The 15,556-nt window shown below is 68.5% G+C and carries 16 protein-coding genes; 8 read left to right on the forward strand and 8 right to left on the reverse strand.

Going from position 1 to position 15,556, the window contains the following annotated elements; genetic code table 11:
- The first annotated feature begins 339 nt into the window (after nucleotides 1-339).
- Entirely contained in the window at nucleotides 340-1,890 is a 1,551-nt protein-coding gene (locus AC4HOU_RS22585; protein WP_195019288.1) for an acyl-CoA carboxylase subunit beta, read from the forward strand.
- Between the two features lie 207 nt (nucleotides 1,891-2,097).
- Here the strand turns inward: AC4HOU_RS22585 and AC4HOU_RS22590 are convergent, their stop codons facing one another.
- The 4 genes from AC4HOU_RS22590 to AC4HOU_RS22605 all read right to left on the reverse strand — a co-directional run bounded on the left by AC4HOU_RS22590 (nucleotide 2,098) and on the right by AC4HOU_RS22605 (nucleotide 7,231).
- On the reverse strand, nucleotides 2,098-3,048 hold the full coding sequence (locus AC4HOU_RS22590; protein ID WP_490725156.1) for a Sco1979 family transcriptional regulator: 951 nt from the start codon (nucleotides 3,046-3,048) through the stop codon (nucleotides 2,098-2,100).
- An 86-nt stretch (nucleotides 3,049-3,134) separates the two neighbouring features.
- The gene (locus AC4HOU_RS22595) at nucleotides 3,135-4,199 is read right to left on the reverse strand and encodes a fused (3R)-hydroxyacyl-ACP dehydratase subunits HadA/HadB (protein ID WP_163814923.1); all 1,065 of its coding nucleotides are present in this window, start codon (nucleotides 4,197-4,199) and stop codon (nucleotides 3,135-3,137) included.
- Nucleotides 4,200-4,334: 135 nt separating this feature from the next.
- Nucleotides 4,335-5,771: a lipase family protein gene (locus AC4HOU_RS22600; protein WP_195019287.1), complete on the reverse strand. Its 1,437-nt coding sequence runs from the start codon at nucleotides 5,769-5,771 to the stop codon at nucleotides 4,335-4,337.
- 215 nt (nucleotides 5,772-5,986) lie between these two features.
- Nucleotides 5,987-7,231, reverse strand: coding sequence for a lipase family protein (locus AC4HOU_RS22605; RefSeq protein WP_163814919.1), 1,245 nt, complete (start codon nucleotides 7,229-7,231; stop codon nucleotides 5,987-5,989).
- 279 nt (nucleotides 7,232-7,510) lie between these two features.
- Here AC4HOU_RS22605 and AC4HOU_RS22610 point away from each other — a divergent pair, with 279 nt between their 5' ends.
- Nucleotides 7,511-7,753: a hypothetical protein gene (locus AC4HOU_RS22610; RefSeq protein ID WP_490725160.1), complete on the forward strand. Its 243-nt coding sequence runs from the start codon at nucleotides 7,511-7,513 to the stop codon at nucleotides 7,751-7,753.
- A 15-nt stretch (nucleotides 7,754-7,768) separates the two neighbouring features.
- Here AC4HOU_RS22610 and AC4HOU_RS22615 read toward each other — a convergent pair whose 3' ends face one another.
- Nucleotides 7,769-8,896, reverse strand: a complete 1,128-nt coding sequence (locus AC4HOU_RS22615; protein WP_280499632.1) for an alpha/beta hydrolase — start codon at nucleotides 8,894-8,896, stop codon at nucleotides 7,769-7,771.
- 159 nt (nucleotides 8,897-9,055) lie between these two features.
- On the opposite strand from AC4HOU_RS22615, the gene AC4HOU_RS22620 reads away from it, so the two are divergent.
- The 3 genes from AC4HOU_RS22620 (at nucleotide 9,056) to AC4HOU_RS22630 (ending at nucleotide 10,754) form a co-directional block, all read left to right on the forward strand.
- A complete protein-coding gene (locus AC4HOU_RS22620; protein ID WP_163814913.1) occupies nucleotides 9,056-9,586 on the forward strand; it encodes a DUF2599 domain-containing protein in 531 nt (176 codons plus the stop codon).
- 16 nt (nucleotides 9,587-9,602) lie between these two features.
- The gene (locus AC4HOU_RS22625; protein ID WP_163814911.1) at nucleotides 9,603-10,262 is read left to right on the forward strand and encodes an NAD(P)H-binding protein; all 660 of its coding nucleotides are present in this window, start codon (nucleotides 9,603-9,605) and stop codon (nucleotides 10,260-10,262) included.
- Nucleotides 10,263-10,526: 264 nt separating this feature from the next.
- Nucleotides 10,527-10,754, forward strand: a complete 228-nt coding sequence (locus AC4HOU_RS22630) for a hypothetical protein (RefSeq protein WP_163814909.1) — start codon at nucleotides 10,527-10,529, stop codon at nucleotides 10,752-10,754.
- 129 nt (nucleotides 10,755-10,883) lie between these two features.
- Here the strand turns inward: AC4HOU_RS22630 and AC4HOU_RS22635 are convergent, their stop codons facing one another.
- Both AC4HOU_RS22635 and AC4HOU_RS22640 read right to left on the reverse strand, forming a co-directional pair.
- On the reverse strand, nucleotides 10,884-11,771 hold the full coding sequence (locus AC4HOU_RS22635; RefSeq protein WP_163814907.1) for a Sco1979 family transcriptional regulator: 888 nt from the start codon (nucleotides 11,769-11,771) through the stop codon (nucleotides 10,884-10,886).
- 86 nt (nucleotides 11,772-11,857) lie between these two features.
- Nucleotides 11,858-12,079 carry a DUF397 domain-containing protein gene (locus AC4HOU_RS22640; protein ID WP_036536711.1) on the reverse strand — a complete coding sequence of 74 codons (222 nt, stop codon included), beginning with the start codon at nucleotides 12,077-12,079 and terminating at the stop codon, nucleotides 11,858-11,860.
- Nucleotides 12,080-12,848: 769 nt separating this feature from the next.
- Between AC4HOU_RS22640 and AC4HOU_RS22645 the strand changes: the two genes are divergently transcribed.
- From AC4HOU_RS22645 to AC4HOU_RS22655, 3 genes are all read left to right on the forward strand, one after another.
- Nucleotides 12,849-13,106, forward strand: coding sequence for a hypothetical protein (locus AC4HOU_RS22645; protein WP_228806636.1), 258 nt, complete (start codon nucleotides 12,849-12,851; stop codon nucleotides 13,104-13,106).
- Between the two features lie 148 nt (nucleotides 13,107-13,254).
- Nucleotides 13,255-14,508 carry a PucR family transcriptional regulator gene (locus AC4HOU_RS22650; protein WP_194991198.1) on the forward strand — a complete coding sequence of 418 codons (1,254 nt, stop codon included), beginning with the start codon at nucleotides 13,255-13,257 and terminating at the stop codon, nucleotides 14,506-14,508.
- Nucleotides 14,509-14,588: 80 nt separating this feature from the next.
- The gene (locus tag AC4HOU_RS22655) at nucleotides 14,589-15,023 is read left to right on the forward strand and encodes a CBS domain-containing protein (protein ID WP_194991199.1); all 435 of its coding nucleotides are present in this window, start codon (nucleotides 14,589-14,591) and stop codon (nucleotides 15,021-15,023) included.
- Between the two features lie 4 nt (nucleotides 15,024-15,027).
- On the opposite strand, the gene AC4HOU_RS22660 is transcribed toward AC4HOU_RS22655, so the two are convergent.
- Nucleotides 15,028-15,459: a pyridoxamine 5'-phosphate oxidase family protein gene (locus AC4HOU_RS22660; RefSeq protein WP_163814898.1), complete on the reverse strand. Its 432-nt coding sequence runs from the start codon at nucleotides 15,457-15,459 to the stop codon at nucleotides 15,028-15,030.
- Between the last annotated feature and the right edge of the window lie 97 nt (nucleotides 15,460-15,556).

A 15,556-nucleotide genomic window follows, 5' to 3' on the forward strand; every position in this document is an offset into this window, starting at 1 on the left:
GTGTGCGACGCGGCGCCGGCCGCGCATTTCCCGGCGCCGCGTCGCGGTCACTGTACGGCCGCCCGAGAACGGTTCACAGCGCCCGGGTTCGCCTCGAGGACCGATCACCAGCCCGATCTTTTCTGTCAGGGAATACCCACAAAAACCGTCGGTGCCGCGCCACCGCACGCCGAGGTCAGCTGAGAGCCGGGCGTGCGCGGCTGTGAGGTCTCCCATCAGATCTGCTCCATCGCTGTGCTCGGCCCCGTCGCACCATTAGCATCGAGCGCTGCGCCTCCGCACGGCTCCGCCTCGCGGTCATTTTCGGCGCCGGCGAGTGAAGGGCTGGATCCACAACTGATGAGCGGTACCCGAGAAAAGCTGGAACAGCTGCAGGCCATCCTGGAGCTCGCCGAAGAACCCGCGGGCGAAGCCGGCATCACCAAACGCAAACAGAAGGGCATTCCCAGCGCCCGGGCACGGGTACGCGCCCTGGTGGACCCGGGCAGCTTCGTCGAGATCGGCGCCCTGGTGCGGCAACCCGGCTCCGGCGACGCCATGTACGGCGACGGCGTGGTGACCGGGCGCGGACGGATCGACGGCAGGCCGGTGGTGGTCATCGCCCATGACCAGACCGTTTTCGGCGGGTCGGTGGGCGAGATGTTCGGCCGCAAGGTCGCCGCAGCGCTGGACTTCGCGCTCGACAACGCCTGCCCGGTGGTGGCGATCAACGATTCCGGCGGCGCCCGCATCCAGGACGCGGTCACCTCCCTCGCCTGGTACGCGCTGATGAGCCGCAGGCAGGGCAAACTGTCCGGGTTCGTCCCGCAGGTCTCGATCATGCTGGGCAAATGCGCGGCCGGATCGGTGTATGCGCCGGTCAACACCGATGTACTGATCGCCACCGAGAAGTCCTACATGTTCGTCACCGGGCCGGAGGTCATCAAGGAGGTGACCGGCGAAGAGGTCAGCATGGAGGAGCTCGGCGGCGCGCAGGTGCAGGCCGCCAACGGCACCGTGCACCACGTCGCGGCCACCGAACACGACGCGTTCGCGTGGGCCCGCAGCTACCTGAGTTACCTGCCGTCGAGCTGCCTGGAACAACCGCCGGTGGTCAACCCGGGTCTGGAACCCGAGCGCACCGCATCCGACCTCGAACTGAACGCGATCATCCCGGATGCCGACAGCCACGGCTACGACATGCACGACATCCTGGTGCGCCTGTTCGACGACGGCGATTTCCACGAGATCAGCGCCGCCACCGCGCCGAATCTGATCACCGGCTTCACCCGGGTCGACGGCCGCAGCGTCGGCGTGGTCGCCAATCAGCCGATGGCCCTCGGCGGCGCCATCGACGCGCAATGCTCGGACAAGGCCACCCATTTCATCCGGCTCTGCAATGCCTTCGGGCTGCCGCTGATCTTCATCGTCGACACCCCCGGCGTGCTGCCGGGGGTGGAGGAGGAACGCAGCGGCGTGATCAAACGCGGTGGGCGGTTCTTCCGCGCGGTGCTGGAGGCGACGGTGCCGATCGTGACGGTGGTCGTGCGCAAGGCCTACGGCGGCGGTTACGCGGTGATGGGCTGTAAGCAGCTGGGCGCCGATATCAGCCTGGCCTGGCCGACCGCCCGGATCGCGGTCATGGGCGCGCAGAGCGCGGTGAGCATCGTCGGACGCAAACAGCTGTCGATGGTGCCCGCCGACCAGCGCGCTGCCGTGCGCGAGTTCATGATCGACCAGTACAACGCCACCACCGCGACGCCGTGGATCGCGGCCGAACGCGGCTACATCGACGCCGTCATCGAACCGGCCGACACCCGCCTCGAGATCCGGCGCGCGTTGCGGTTGCTGCGCGAGAAGGGCGCGGTCGCCGACCACGACCCGCGCCGGCACAGCCTGTTCCCGGTGTAGCCGGGCGGTTGTGTTCGCTCACAACGGTTTCCACGCCGATCCGGAGAATTCCCGAGATCGGGCCGCGCACCGTGCCGTGCCCGCCGATGTGCCCTAACGTCGGTGCCGTGCCCGGTTCTCGTTCGCCGCGTCGACCGGGTGCACGGCCTGCCCGGCGCGCTCGTTCCCTACCCTTGCGCGCCGGGCAGGCCACTGTCGCGGGCGCACCTAATCGCCGGTGGGATGCCGCAGGATCGGCGGCTGCCGATGCCGCAACGCGCGCAGCAGGCCCGGGGTGTGTTCGGGCGGGGTGGCGTGCACCGACAGCTGGTTGGCCACCGCCCGGTAGGCATCCAGATCGGCCCGTTTGTCCAGATACAGTGCGCCGGTGAGCTGCTGGATATAGACGATGTCGGGCAGATCGGGCTCGGCGAAGCGCAGCATGGTGAACGCGCCCTCGGTCAGGGCCGGGCCGCCCACGTGATCGGCGAGCAGTTGCACTGTCACATTCGGCTGCTCCACCACCGCCATCAACCGGTCGAGCTGTTCACTCCACACCGCGGTGCCGCCGATGCGGCGACGCAATGCCGCCTCCTCCACCATCAGCCACAGCCGGGGCGGGTCGGGCCGGGTGAGGATCGCCTGGCGGCGCATCCGCAGCGCGACCCGGCGCTCGATGCCGTCCTCGGATTCGGTGGGATGGGCGAGCCGGATCAGGGCACGGGCGTAGTCGGCGGTCTGCAACAGTTCGGGTACCGCACGTGGCTCGTAGCCGCGAATCATCGACGCGGCCTGTTCGAGGCCCAGATACATGTCGAACCATTTCGGCAGCCAGTCGCTGTCCCGGTGCCACCAGCCCGAGCTGCCCGCTTGCTCTGCGAGCCTGCGGAATTCGTCGATCTCGGCCTCGTCGGTCACCCCGTAGAGGGCGAGCAGGTCCAGCAGATCGCGTTCGCGGATCGGGGTGCGGCCCAGTTCGATGCGGCTGATCTTGGAATGCGAGCCGCGGATATGCTCACCGGCCGCTTCCCTGGTGATATTGCCCGCTTCCCGCAGCCGCCGTAACCGGCCGCCGAGCACCATCCGTAAGACGGTCGGTCCGCCGTCGATCGCCGGGGTCCGCTCCCCCGCCGTATGCGGGATGTCGGTAGGGACAGAACGTAGCTCCGAGGCACCCATCCTTCGAGTCTCCCATGAAACGGCGCGCCCCAGCGTCCGCGAAACCCGCTCGGCCCGACCGTCATTCACGCCACGACCGGCCGTGATCAGCGCAGCAGCACCTCCGCGGTGGCCCGGCCGAACAGTTTCCGGCCGCCGCAGGTCGCGGTGATCGCCACCGTCGCGCAGCGGCGGACCGGGTCCAGCGCCTTGATCCGGCCCCGGAATTCGACCGCGCCCGCGCGGGTGGCGTCGATCGGCGCGAACCCGGCGAACCGCACCCCGTAGTAGGTGACCGCGGCCGGATCGTCGAGCCACTCGGTGACGTATCCGGCGCCGAGACCCATGGTGAGCAGACCGTGGGACACCACGTCGGGCAGACCGGCCGCGCGGGCGACCCGGTCGCTGTAGTGGATCGGATTGGAATCGCCCGACACCCCCGCGTAGTTGACCAGATCGCCGCGCGAGAGCGCCACCGTGCGCACGGGCAGGCTGTCGCCGACCGCGACGTCGTCGAAGCGGATCCGGGCCCGCGAGGGTCGGGCCGGGTCCAGCTCGACCGGGGTCAGCTCGTCGAAACACTCCAGCACCGCAGGTTCGTCGGCGTCCTCGGCCCGGCGCGCCGCCAGGGCGAGCCGGTCGGCCTTCGAATGCCCGGACATGATCACCCCGTCCACCGCGGCGGCCAGCTCATCGGTGACGACCGCGCCGGTGACCGCGACGACCGTGGTGTGGGCGACCTGGACGATCTCCTTGTGCTCATCGGAGAGCACGTTGCGGGTGACCATGAAATCCTTGTCACCGAACTGGCGAAACGATTCGACATAGGCGTCGCAGCGCAACCGGTCACCGGCCACCAGCGGCCGGTACATCCGGATCGTCTGCTCGGTCTGCAGGACCTGGCTGATGTCGTAGCCGGTGAGCACGGCCTCGAACATCGCGCGCTGCATCTGCATCCAGACCACCGACGGGAAGGTCAGCGGGGCGATCAGACCGTCGTAGCCGAGCGCGGCGGCGGCGTCTTCGCGCCGATGCGCGGGGTGCGGGTCCTGCACCGCTCGGGCGAATTCGCGGATCTTCTCCCGGCCGACCTCATAGTGGTCGACCATCCGGTAGTGCCGTCCGACGAGGGCGGCGGCCTGTGCCGATGCCGTGGTCGAGGTGGGGTTCATCTGCCTGCCTTCCGACCCGGCCACACGCCGCCGGGACCGGGTAACGGTATCGGCGCTTCGCGCACTGCGCCGGTCCGCGCGGCGAGTCTGGGGCGGGCGACAACGCGCGTGCGCCTGCGTCGTCGGCGGTCACAATCACGGCGGGCATTCGCTGACCGCGGGCGCCCCGCGCAGTCGCTCGTCGAGCCAGAGCATGGCCTCCGGATAACCGAGGGCGGCGGCGATGATGTGTTCGCCGAAGACGCTGCGGTAGGCCGCGTTCGCGCCGAGCGCGCATTGCTCGTCGAACAGTGCCCTCGCCCCCTCGGCGGGCAGCCAGAACTCCTGTTCACCGTGGTAGATGTAGAGCGGGGTGGCCGAGCGCAGACCCGACATCCGGGTGACCCGGTAGATGTCGGCGGCCAGCGGTGAGCGCAGCGGGTCGGCCATATCGGCGGCGATGTCGATCGGCAGATGCAGGATGCCCGGCAGCGCGAAGATCGACACGCACTGGTCTTTCATCGGCGAGATCGCCACCCACTGCGCCAGATGATTCATCCGTTCCAGGATCTCCGGTCGCTCGCGGCCGATGGCGAGCACGGCGGCCATGAACACCCCCGACGCCAGATTGGCGTTCATGCTGCGGGCCAGGATCTCGTAGTCGGCGGGCACACCGCCCAGCGCGGCACCGACGATCACCGGCGCCAGCTCCGGGGCATAACCGTCGATGAGTTTGACCGCACCGTGGGTGGCGATGGCGCCGCCGGAATAGCCGGTGAGGGCGAACCGGCTGGTGCCGAGCTCGTGCGGGGCGAGCGCGCGCACCGCACGGATGGCGTCGAGCACCGCATGGCCCGCGACGTACGGTTCGGCGTAGGCCATGCGCGGGCCCTCGTGATCGGGAATGAGCAGCGCGTAGCCGCGCAGCAATGCCAGTTGCGAGGTCGGCGGGATGAAGTCGGTCAGCGCGGTGTGGGGCGAGAATCCATGCGCGAGGGTGTATCCCGGTGTGCAATCGCGCCCGAGAGCGTCGATGGGCAGATTGTTCACGACCACCGGCCGCGCACCCGGTCCGGTCCACGCCGCGGCCGGGACCGCCAGCGTCGCGGTCGCGAACGACGGCCTGCCGTGCGCGTCCTCGGTGCGGTACTTCACCAGCTGTGCCCTGGCGATCGGCACGGTCAGCAGTGGTGCGGCGGTGGCGGTGACATCGCGGACCGCGAGCACCTGCCCATTGCGTTGATCGGCCAGGTCGGCGGGCCACAGGTCGAACATCGGGTCGCCCACCGGCGACGGCAGCACCGCCTGATGCAGGGCGGCCACGGCAGGTGAGGTGATCGTGGGTGTGGGCAATTGCGCCGGGCCCGTGGGCAGCGCCGGAATCGGCGGCGCTGGCACCACCTGGTCGATCCACTGCTGGATTCCGGGCAGCACGGTCGCCGGATCGGGCAGTATCGGTGGCGGCGGCAACGGGATACCCAGGGCGGGCGCCGGCGGTGGCGGGGCGGGAAACGTCGGTTGCGCGGCGGCGGGACCGGTCGACACCACCCCCGCGACCAGGGTCGCGACGACGACGGCTCGGAAGGATTTCATGGCACCCGCCTCTGCAGCGACCTCGAATGCCGGCACCCGGGTGATGCGGTAGTCGACCCCCGAAAACCCCCTTGTGCGCCGGGGCCGGAAGATCAGATTACGCGGCTGCGCGCACCGGGATACCGCACCGTTCCCGAGTTGTGCGCGTGGCGAGGCCGGATCGTGACGATCGGTGCGGATACGGCCTCGCCCAGCGGAATTCGCCTACCGTGGGCTCAGCAGTTGCTCGGCGCGGGCTCCCCGCGGAATCTGGCATCGATCCAGGTGAGCGCCGCGGGAAGACCGAGCACGGCCGCCGTCAGATGGTCCGGCACAGCCACGGTCTCGGCCTGCACCTTGGTGCCCGCCGCGCACCAGCGGCGGTTGGTGTTGACGATGGCGTCGACCGGGACCAGTCCGTCGATCGGGGAATGCCATTCGAACACCGGCATCGTCGGCGCACCGTCGTAGAGCTCGAGGCTGTTTTCCTCGACGACCGCCCGCGCCCGCGGGTCGTCGACCATCGAGGTCGTCGCGGCGAAGTCCAGCACTCCGTGCCCGGCACCGGTTGCCAGCAGCCCGTTGGTGCAGCTGTTGGCCATCGCGGCCCGCGCGGCCAGGCCCTTCGCATTGAGCTGATCGCTGATCGGGAAACGCTCCGGGTACTCCCGCTCCAGGCCGATGCCTGCGGCCAACGCCAGCCCGAACACCGGATGCGAGCCGAAGCCGAGCCCCTCGAGCATCTTCACCAGATTCATCGGCACCCCGCCCATCGCGGCGCCGGCGATCGTCAGTTCCGGCGCGTAGGTCGGCTGCAAGGCCGCGGCCCAGGCGGTGGCCATACCGCCGCCGGAATAGCCGACCATCGACACCGGGCTGTGCTCGACCCCGAGCTCACCCACCCGTTTGACCGCGCGAATGCCGTCCAAGGTCACCTGGCCACCCAGTTTGGCTGCGCCGTAGGCGAATTGCGGCCCGAGGTGGTCGGGCAGCGCGATGCTCCAGCCACGCTGCAACAGCACGTTCCACGCCGGCGCCTCGCGCACCATGAGATCGGGGTCGTCGGTGTAGAGCACCCGCGAGACCGAGCATTTCGCCCCGAGCGCGTTGATGATGTGCTGCAACGACAGCAGCGGGCCGTTCTTCTGGTGCGAGCGCGGGGTCAGCACCGTGGTGGTCGCCGCGATCGGCTTGCCGGTGGAGTTGGTCGATCGGAAACGCACCACCGTCACCGTGGTGTCCGGGAACATCGGCAACGGCGGCATCTGGCGGACCGCGAGCACCTCACCGGGCTGTTTGCCGGCCAGTCCCGGCGGTTCGGCGTAGAACGGGTCGGGATCGGGAGCCGGATACAGCGGCGCCGCGCTTCCCTGTGCGGCAGTGCCGAGGATCAGCATCACCCCGGCGGCCAGTGCGCCCGCCGCACGCAGCAGCCGACGACGCGGCCGTCCCTTTCCGGTCGAAGGTTTGGCCTGCCACATCGACGTCGAGCCTCCCGATATTCGCGATCTGTTTTGTGAACATGCTCTGTCGTGGCGGCGCCGTCCGGCCCATGTCCGGTAAGACTTTTTGACAATTCACAAGTGTGAACCGACCGCCCTGTGAGCGGGTGGGGCGCGCACTGGTGAGAATCTCCGACACTGCCACGGGTGCCGCTGTGAATTGTCCAGCACGCCTGCTGGAACATGTTCTCGGTAATGGTGAGGACTTACCGTCACACCTAGCGGCGCTGATCCGGCGCCGCGGAAGGAGACGGTGACATGGACGGCACAGCACACGCATTCGCCTACCGCACCCACCCCACGGAGATGCCGACCCGGCGCGTCACCGTCTACTTCGACGGCCCGACGCCCGAGGACGCGTCGATCCTCGAATACGCGGCCACCACCACCGAGGCATGGGAGTTCACCTCCGCCGCGGTCCATGCCGGGCTCACCGTCACCGTCGACGGCATGATCCGGCCCGGCCTGCGCCGCCTGCCGTGCCACTCGCTCTGGCATTGACAGCGCCCGGCCGATTCATCCTCCTCCGAAGAGGCGATGCAGGAATACCAGCACGTCCGGTAACGCTTGATCGGCGGCCTCGAGGTGATCGCCCGGATACACCCCGACCCGCATATCGGTTCCCGAGGCCCGAAGTTCGGCGATGAGTTTGGCGCTCAACGGCGCAGGCACCTCCCGATCGCCGAGTCCCTGGGCCACGAACAACGGCGCCGTATAGCCGGAAGTCGGGATCCGCATCATCGCCTCGGCGGCCGCCCACAGCGCCGGATCGTCGAGCGGACGGTTCAGCATCGCACCGATGGCGATCTCGTCGACTCGCGCGGCGGCTTCTGGCACACATTCGGACTCCACGATTCGCAGCACATCGTGTCCGATCGGGGTCAGGTAGCTGTCGATATCGAGTTCGGGTGTGGTGACCCGCAGGCCGGCGAGCAGCAGACCGAAATATGTGGTGGTGCGGCGCAACGGCAATCGTGGAATCCACGGCCCGGCCAGCGGCACCGCCAACTCCAGATTCGACGGCGCCCCGGTCGCCGCGGCACCACGGAAATCGAGTTCGGGGGCGTCGGCGGCAGCGATATGCGCGGTGAACAGTGCGGTTTGCCCGCCCTGGGACTGGCCGAGTACCGCCCACCGCGCGCTGAGTTCGGGGACCGCCGACCGTGCGGCCCGCACGCCGTCGATCACACTGCGCGCCTGGGACGGACCGTCCAGATACGGATGGATTCCCGGTGTTCCCAGCCCGACATAATCGGAGATCACCACCGCGTACCCGGCCTCCAGCAGCCGGGGATACAGGGTGTCGAGGTAGTAGTCGCGGGGATTCTCGGTGAACGCGCAATGATCGGCGATCCCGACCGAGCCATGCGCATAGGCCACGATCGGCCAGCCACCCGCCGGTGCCGGACCCGGCGGCACGTACACCGCCGCCGTGCTCTGCATCGGCGCGTGCGGGCCGCGCGACCAGTAGGTCAATCGTTGCGCCGACGCCGCCGCGGGCACCGACAAGCGTCCCGACAACACCACCGCGTCGGTGACCGCGCCCGGCGCCTGCACCGCCGAGGCGGCCACCGGATTCGCCAGCACAACTGCCACCGCCAGCACGGCACCCGCGGTCACCGTCGAGATCCGAGTCCGTTTCACCGACCGACTATCGCCGCACCCGGCAACGCCGGGCAAGACACCACAATCGGTGGGGCGCGCGGCGGGTGGCGGCGCGATCGGGCCCTCGCCCACCGCAACCACTAAGCTCGGTCGGACCGGGCAGACGAGCGCCGGTGACGAGATCGGGAGGATCGGCAGATGGGGCGACCAAGCGCAGGGGCGGTCTGCGCTCTGCTCATCCCGGCCGCGCTCGCGCTCACCGGATGCGGATCCGACGACTCCCCCGCCGCCCGGCCCACGACCGTTGCGTCCACCACGACGGCCGCCCCCGCCACCACGACCACTCCGGCAGCTCCTGCGCCGCTCGGTGCGCCCGCCGAAACCCCGCTGGCCTCCGCGCCCACCGTCGACCCCTACGCTGGTCAGCCGCTGATCGATAACGTCGTCTGGACCGAGAACATCGACGGTCCCCGCCTACTCGTCCATCCCACGCCGGCCGGTCGCAAGACCACCTTCCCCGGATCCGAGGAACGCGCCTGGCAGGAGGTACTCGCCCAGTCGCCGCAGGCGGGCAGCCCAGGCATGCGCGATCAGTTCATCTGCCACTGGGACTGGGCCCGCATCGTCGCACCCGACAAGCCCAGCTGGAATCTGGAACCCTGGCGGCCCGACGTCGGCTATATGGCCACCGTCGAGGCGCGCTGCAACCCCGGTGGACCGGAACGGTGAGCGAAAGGACACGACCATGCGCATCGTCATGGCAGGCGGACACGGCAAGATCGCACTCCTGCTGGCCGAACTGCTCACCGGGCGCGGCCACAGCGTCGCGGCGCTGATCCGCAATCCCGGACACGCCCCCGAGGTCTATGCCGTCGGCGCCGAGCCGGTCGTCATCGATCTCGAGCGCGCCGCCGTCGCCGACCTCACCGCGACCGTCCAGGGCTCCGACGCCGTGGTTTTCGCCGCCGGCGCCGGGCCGGGCAGCACCGCGGCACGCAAGTACAGCGTGGACCGCGACGGTTCGGTACTGCTGGCCGATGCCGCCGAGGCGGCGGGCGTGCGCCGATTCCTGCAGATCTCCACCATGGGCGCCGGATTGCCGCCCGCACCCGGCCGGGACGACGTCTGGGCTGCCTACATCGAGGCCAAGACCCAGGCCGAAGACGACCTGCGTGCCCGCGATCTCGACTGGACGATCCTGCGGCCGGGCGTGTTGACCGACAGTGCCGCCACCGGCCGCGTCACCCTCGCCGCACCGCGGATCGAGCGCGGCGATATTGCCAGGGCCGACGTCGCCGCGGTGCTCGCGGCACTGCTGCCCGCCGGTCACACCGCAGGTATGACCCTGGAGCTGGTCGGCGGCCCGACGCCGGTCGCGGACGCGGTCGCGGCCTTGCGACGCTGAGGATTTGCCCGCCAAAACCCAAGAGCGCGCGCACATTAGATCGTGCAGATGTGCTTGCATCTGAAAGGCACATGAACTTAGACTCAGCCGTACAACGCTTTACAGGGGACAACCAAGAAGGCCGCGTGAGCGCGCCGGCGGTTGAGATCACCATCGGTTCGCTGCCGCCTGACGTGAGGGGCGTTCATGCAACAACCATTACCCAGCGGCCGGTTCGCGATTGCCGATCCCGCACCGGCTGCCCGGTCGGCGAACGGTATTGATATGAGTACGATCTCGGCCCGCGGTGGCCAGCGAATCCAGCCCCCCACCAGGGAAAGCGCCGTCGAATTCGTCATCGACGCGATCGAATCCACCGGTGCGGCAACTCGTTACGATTTCGATATCGACCAGATCGTCACCACGGTGCACGCCTTGGCCGACGACTGGGATTTCACCTCGTTGCAGAGCGCGACGTTCTGGCGCGTCGCCTCCAGCTTCATCAAGGAGTAGCCCTAGCCCGGCTCGTCTCGCGATGCCACCTGCCCGCTCCCGGCCGGCGTCATCGTTGTCGGATGATCGTGACGGCCGTGACCGCCTGCCCGGCAGGCGGTCACGGCCGAGGTGTTCGCGGGGCTGCGCTCACAGGCCCTTCGCGTAGTCACTGATGATCTCGATCGAGCGTTCCGGACGAGCGGCCTGCACGCTGAGCCGGTCCATCACCGACAGGTACAGCGCCAGATCCTCGCGCCGGTCCAGGTACAGGGCGCTGGTCAGGTGCTCGAGATAGACGATGTCGGGCAGCTCCGGCTCGGCGAAGCGCAGGATGCTGAACGAGCTGCCCGCCGCGGCGTGTTCACCCGCCGAGTACGGCACCACCTGAATGGTGACGTTGGGCAGCTGGGCCAATTCGATCAGATGGTGCATCTGGGCCCGGTGCACGTCGGCGCCGCCGACCGGGCGGTGCAGCGCGGCCTCGTCGATCACCGCCCAGACGAAGGGCGGATCGGAGCGGTGCAGGATTTCCTGCCTGCGCTGGCGCACCGCGACGCGGCGATCGGTGTCGGCGTCCTCGTAGCCGAGGGTGACCACGGCGCGCGTGTATTCCGGGGTCTGCAGCAGGCCGGGCACCAGGTGCGCCTCGTAGGTGCGGATCTTGGTGGCGGCCTGTTCGAGCCCCAGATAGGTGCCGAACCAGGACGGCAGCAGATCGCTGTAGCGATGCCACCATCCTGGTTCGTTCGCTTTGCGCGCGAGTTCAAGGAAGGACTCGCGCTCCTCGGGATCATGGACGCCGTAGAGGGTCAGCAGATCCCGGATATCCCGTTCCTTGAATCCGGTGCGGCCGAGTTCGAGCCGGCTGATCTTGGCGTGTGAGCCGCGGATGGCGTCGCCCGCGGCTTCGCGAGTGATGCCCTTGCCCTCCCGGAGCTTGCGTAGCTGGCCACCGAGGGCGATCCGTAGCACTGTCGGACCACGTTCCGCGACAACGGATTGCACACGACCATCGTCATCGGGCTCTGCGATCATGGAGTCGTCTCCGATACTCGGGATTTACCCACAGTGTGTCACAACTGAGACCGTGAACACACCGCACCGACGGCCCATGCTACCTCTCAGCTAGCCAGATCGTCGAACTCTCCGGCCTTCGCGCCGCGGATGAAGGCATCGATCTCGGGCCGGGTGTAGAACAGGATGCCGCTGTCGGGCTCGCGCGAATTGCGCACGGCCACCAGGTTGTTGGTCGCCTCCGCCATTTCCACGCAGTTACCGCTCGGATTGCTGAAAGTGCTCTTGCGCCATGCTCCGGCGACGCGATTGGTGACTGACTCCGCCATTGGACCCACTCCTCGGTTACGACGTTTACCTAGACGCAGTGTTTGCAGATGCACACGCAAATGTTCTTGCATTTGCACACCCATCTGGACGATAGCACGGCGCGCGCCCGCGCGCGCCCGCAGATTCACACCCCTTCCGCGACCTCGGCGCAACCGGCCGGACCACCGGTTGCGGCGCCGGCGAAGCCGCATCCGGTAAGTCTCGCGCGCAGAGCCGCCGACCGGACCGAATTGCATGCTGCCGCAATGAAATAGCGACACGGCAGCGATTCGGCGAAGGAGGCCAACAGAGGTTCGGCTGCCCGACCGCGGCAACCTGACAGGTGCACGATCACCGGTGGCGGCGGCCGGCATGATCACCCGTCCAGTTCGCGCACCGAGGGCGGCCGCCGAGGCCAGACCCGCTGCCACCGGACCACCACCAGCGCCCCCACCAGCACGAATGCGCGCTACCGGTCGCCGCACGGCCTCATCTGGGTCACGAAACGACGACGGCCGCACAGATCGGCGACGGTGGGCTATTCCCCGTGTATGACTAGGACTCGCGCGTGTCCGGCGATCGGGAATCCGCCTGCGACACAGCATCGATCATCGGCCGCCCACCGCGTCGGCGGCGAAGTGTTCTCTTCAATGTAAGCTACAAATGTACTTGCATTTGCAAGCGACAGACACTTAAACTCGATCATGAGAGTCGGGGAGGTACGCCGGAGTTCACGCCGACGTCGCCATTCACACCTCCCCCCACGTTCTGATGCGAGGGGCGGTCGAAATGAGCCAGCCATTCCGAACTCCCCGCCGAGTCGCGATCTCCGGATCCTCCGGCGTCGAGACCCTGCGGCACCTTCCCGATGCCCTGCGCCACTACCCGGCACCGGAAACCGCCACGGCCGACTGCAATTTCGAACCACCGGGTCTCACCTACCGGCAGGCCCGCGAAATCCTGCGGGTCCATGAGGTACACGGGCCGCGATGCAGGCAGTGGCTCGCCGCCGCCGCATACCTGTCGGCAGGCCTCGACGACGAGTGATCGGCTACTCGCCGGCGAAATCTACCGCCGCGCCACCGGTTCGGCCGATCTGAGACGAACCCCTTTCACGTTGCCCGCCCGCTCGTATAGTGAGGCGAACGAACCGGATGCTGCTGGTCGGCATCCGAGGTGGCAACGGAGCAACTACATGAGCTTTTCCGCGCTCGACCTGTCGGTCAGCGACAACGACACGGTCGAGATCGGCGGCAGGCCCGCGTCGGTCCCCCTACAGAACGCCGACCGGGTCGCCTCTCGCATGGTCGACTACTTCGCCACCTGCGTCGCACCGTGCCGCACGCTGCCGGGCGAGCAGATGCGCGGCGACGTCACCGAGGCCACCCGCTACTGCCTCGCCCTGGTGGCCGAGATGTTCGATCGCAGGGCGGTGCCCGACGAATCCGCCTTCGCCGAATTCCGTTCGGTGGCCGCGCGATGGGCCAGGGAAGGCGTGCCGCTCGGCACCATTCTGCGGGCCTATCACGAGGGGATTCGCTTCGCCTTCGGACTGGTGACCGCCCCCGCCGTGGCCACCGATATTCCGGAACTGCTCGATGCGACCGACCTGATCCTGGAACTGCTCGAGGCCATCACCACCGCGGTGTCGGACGCCTATGTCGAGGAACAGCAATTGGTGGCCCGCGAACACCAGACCGCGACCCAGACGCTGGCATCCGCCCTGCTCAGCGGCCGCGCGCACGCCGCACTCGCGCTGCAATCCGGCATGCCGGTGGCCGAGCGCTATCAGGTGGCGGCGCTGTCGATTCCGCCGCATCCCGACGAGCTCGACACCAGGGTCGACCGCAGGGTGGCGGCGCGCCGCAAGCTGCGCCGAGTGCAGTCCGAACTGGCGATCGTCTTCGACGGCAAAGCCTTGGCGCTGCTCAGCCCGCAGGGCGGCACCCTGCTCATCCCCCTCGACGGCGACGCCGAATTGACCGACGACGTACTGGTGCGGCTGTCCGCCGCCGCGGAAGTGCCGGTCACCGCCGCGATGGTGGTCAGCGCGACCGCGGAGGTGCCCGAAGCCGCCGATCAGGCACATGAGCTGCTCGGACTGGTCCGGGCCGGCGAACGCGCTCCCGGGCTGTACCAGATGACCGATCTCGCGGTGGAATACCAGCTCACCCGAGGCGGGCCCGCCACCCGGCGGCTCGCAACCATCCTGGCACCGCTCGACGACCATCCCGAACTGTTCGCCACCATGCGGGCCTATCTGCGCAACGATATGAACCGCCAGCTCACCGCCCGGCAGTTGTATGTGCACCCGAACACCGTCGACTACCGGCTACGTCGCATCGCCCAGCTCACCACGATCGACCTGGCCACCTCAGCGGGCATTTCCCAGGCCTCGATCGCGCTGCTGGCCCGCGAGCTGGACCGCGGTCCGGCCGGCCGCCCGTAGGTGATGCCGATTCGTGCTGGTCACCCGCTCGTCGACGAGGGATCCTGAGAGGCGGAGTGTCCCCCTCTGGATGGTGAACCATGCGAATCGCGGAAATACTGCGCAGAAAAGGCAGTGAGGTAGCGACCGTCCGGCCCGACTCGACGGTTCGTGCCCTGCTTGCGACGCTCGCCGCGCACAATATCGGCGCGGTGGTCGTCTCCTCCGATGGTGCCGGCATCAACGGCATCGTCTCCGAACGCGATGTGGTGCGCAGTCTGCACCAGCACGGCGCCGCACTGCTCGACGCCCCGGTCTCGCAGATCATGACCACCGATGTGCGTACCTGCGACCCCGACGATCTGGTGGACGGGCTGCGGCGCACCATGACCGACCATCGCATCCGGCATCTTCCGGTGGTGCGCGACGGCCGGTTGATCGGCATCGTCAGCATCGGCGACGTGGTCAAGAGCGCGATCTCCGAACTGGCCACCGAACGCGAACAACTGGTCGGCTACGTGCAGGGCACCTACTGAGCGTTCACAGCTGCGAGGTGTCGCCCATATCCGCCGACAGCCAGTGTTCGGGGCGCATGAACACCACCACCTGCTCCCCGAACTGGGCCGACACGCGCAGATAACCCTCCACGTTCTCGGCGGGCAGGAACCGCGTGGCCATCTCGCGGCTGTGCTCCTCGGTCATCGATGCGATCCGAGTGACGGGCCCCTCCACGCTGACGTACCGAACCGTCGGTTCGAGACGCTGCGCGACGAGGCTGAACCGACCGGCGGCCCGGATATGGGTCAGCTTCTGCGACTCGGCGCCGGTGATGACCCAGAGCTCACCACCGGGACTGTACTGGTACCAGATGGGCACCGTGAGCGGCCCGCGGCCGTCGAGGCCTGCGACGGCCAGCGACGCCAGCTGCGGCTGGGCCAGAAACTGTTCGCGTTCCACGGAAGTCAGCGGCATGGCCCGCACACTACGCCGACCCACCGACACATTTCGGTGCTCGAGGCCCCCGGGTGGTGGTGAAAGCTGTTGGCTACGAGAAAAGTTCGAAGCTTTT

The organism is Nocardia sp. JCM 38205 (assembly GCF_058222935.1).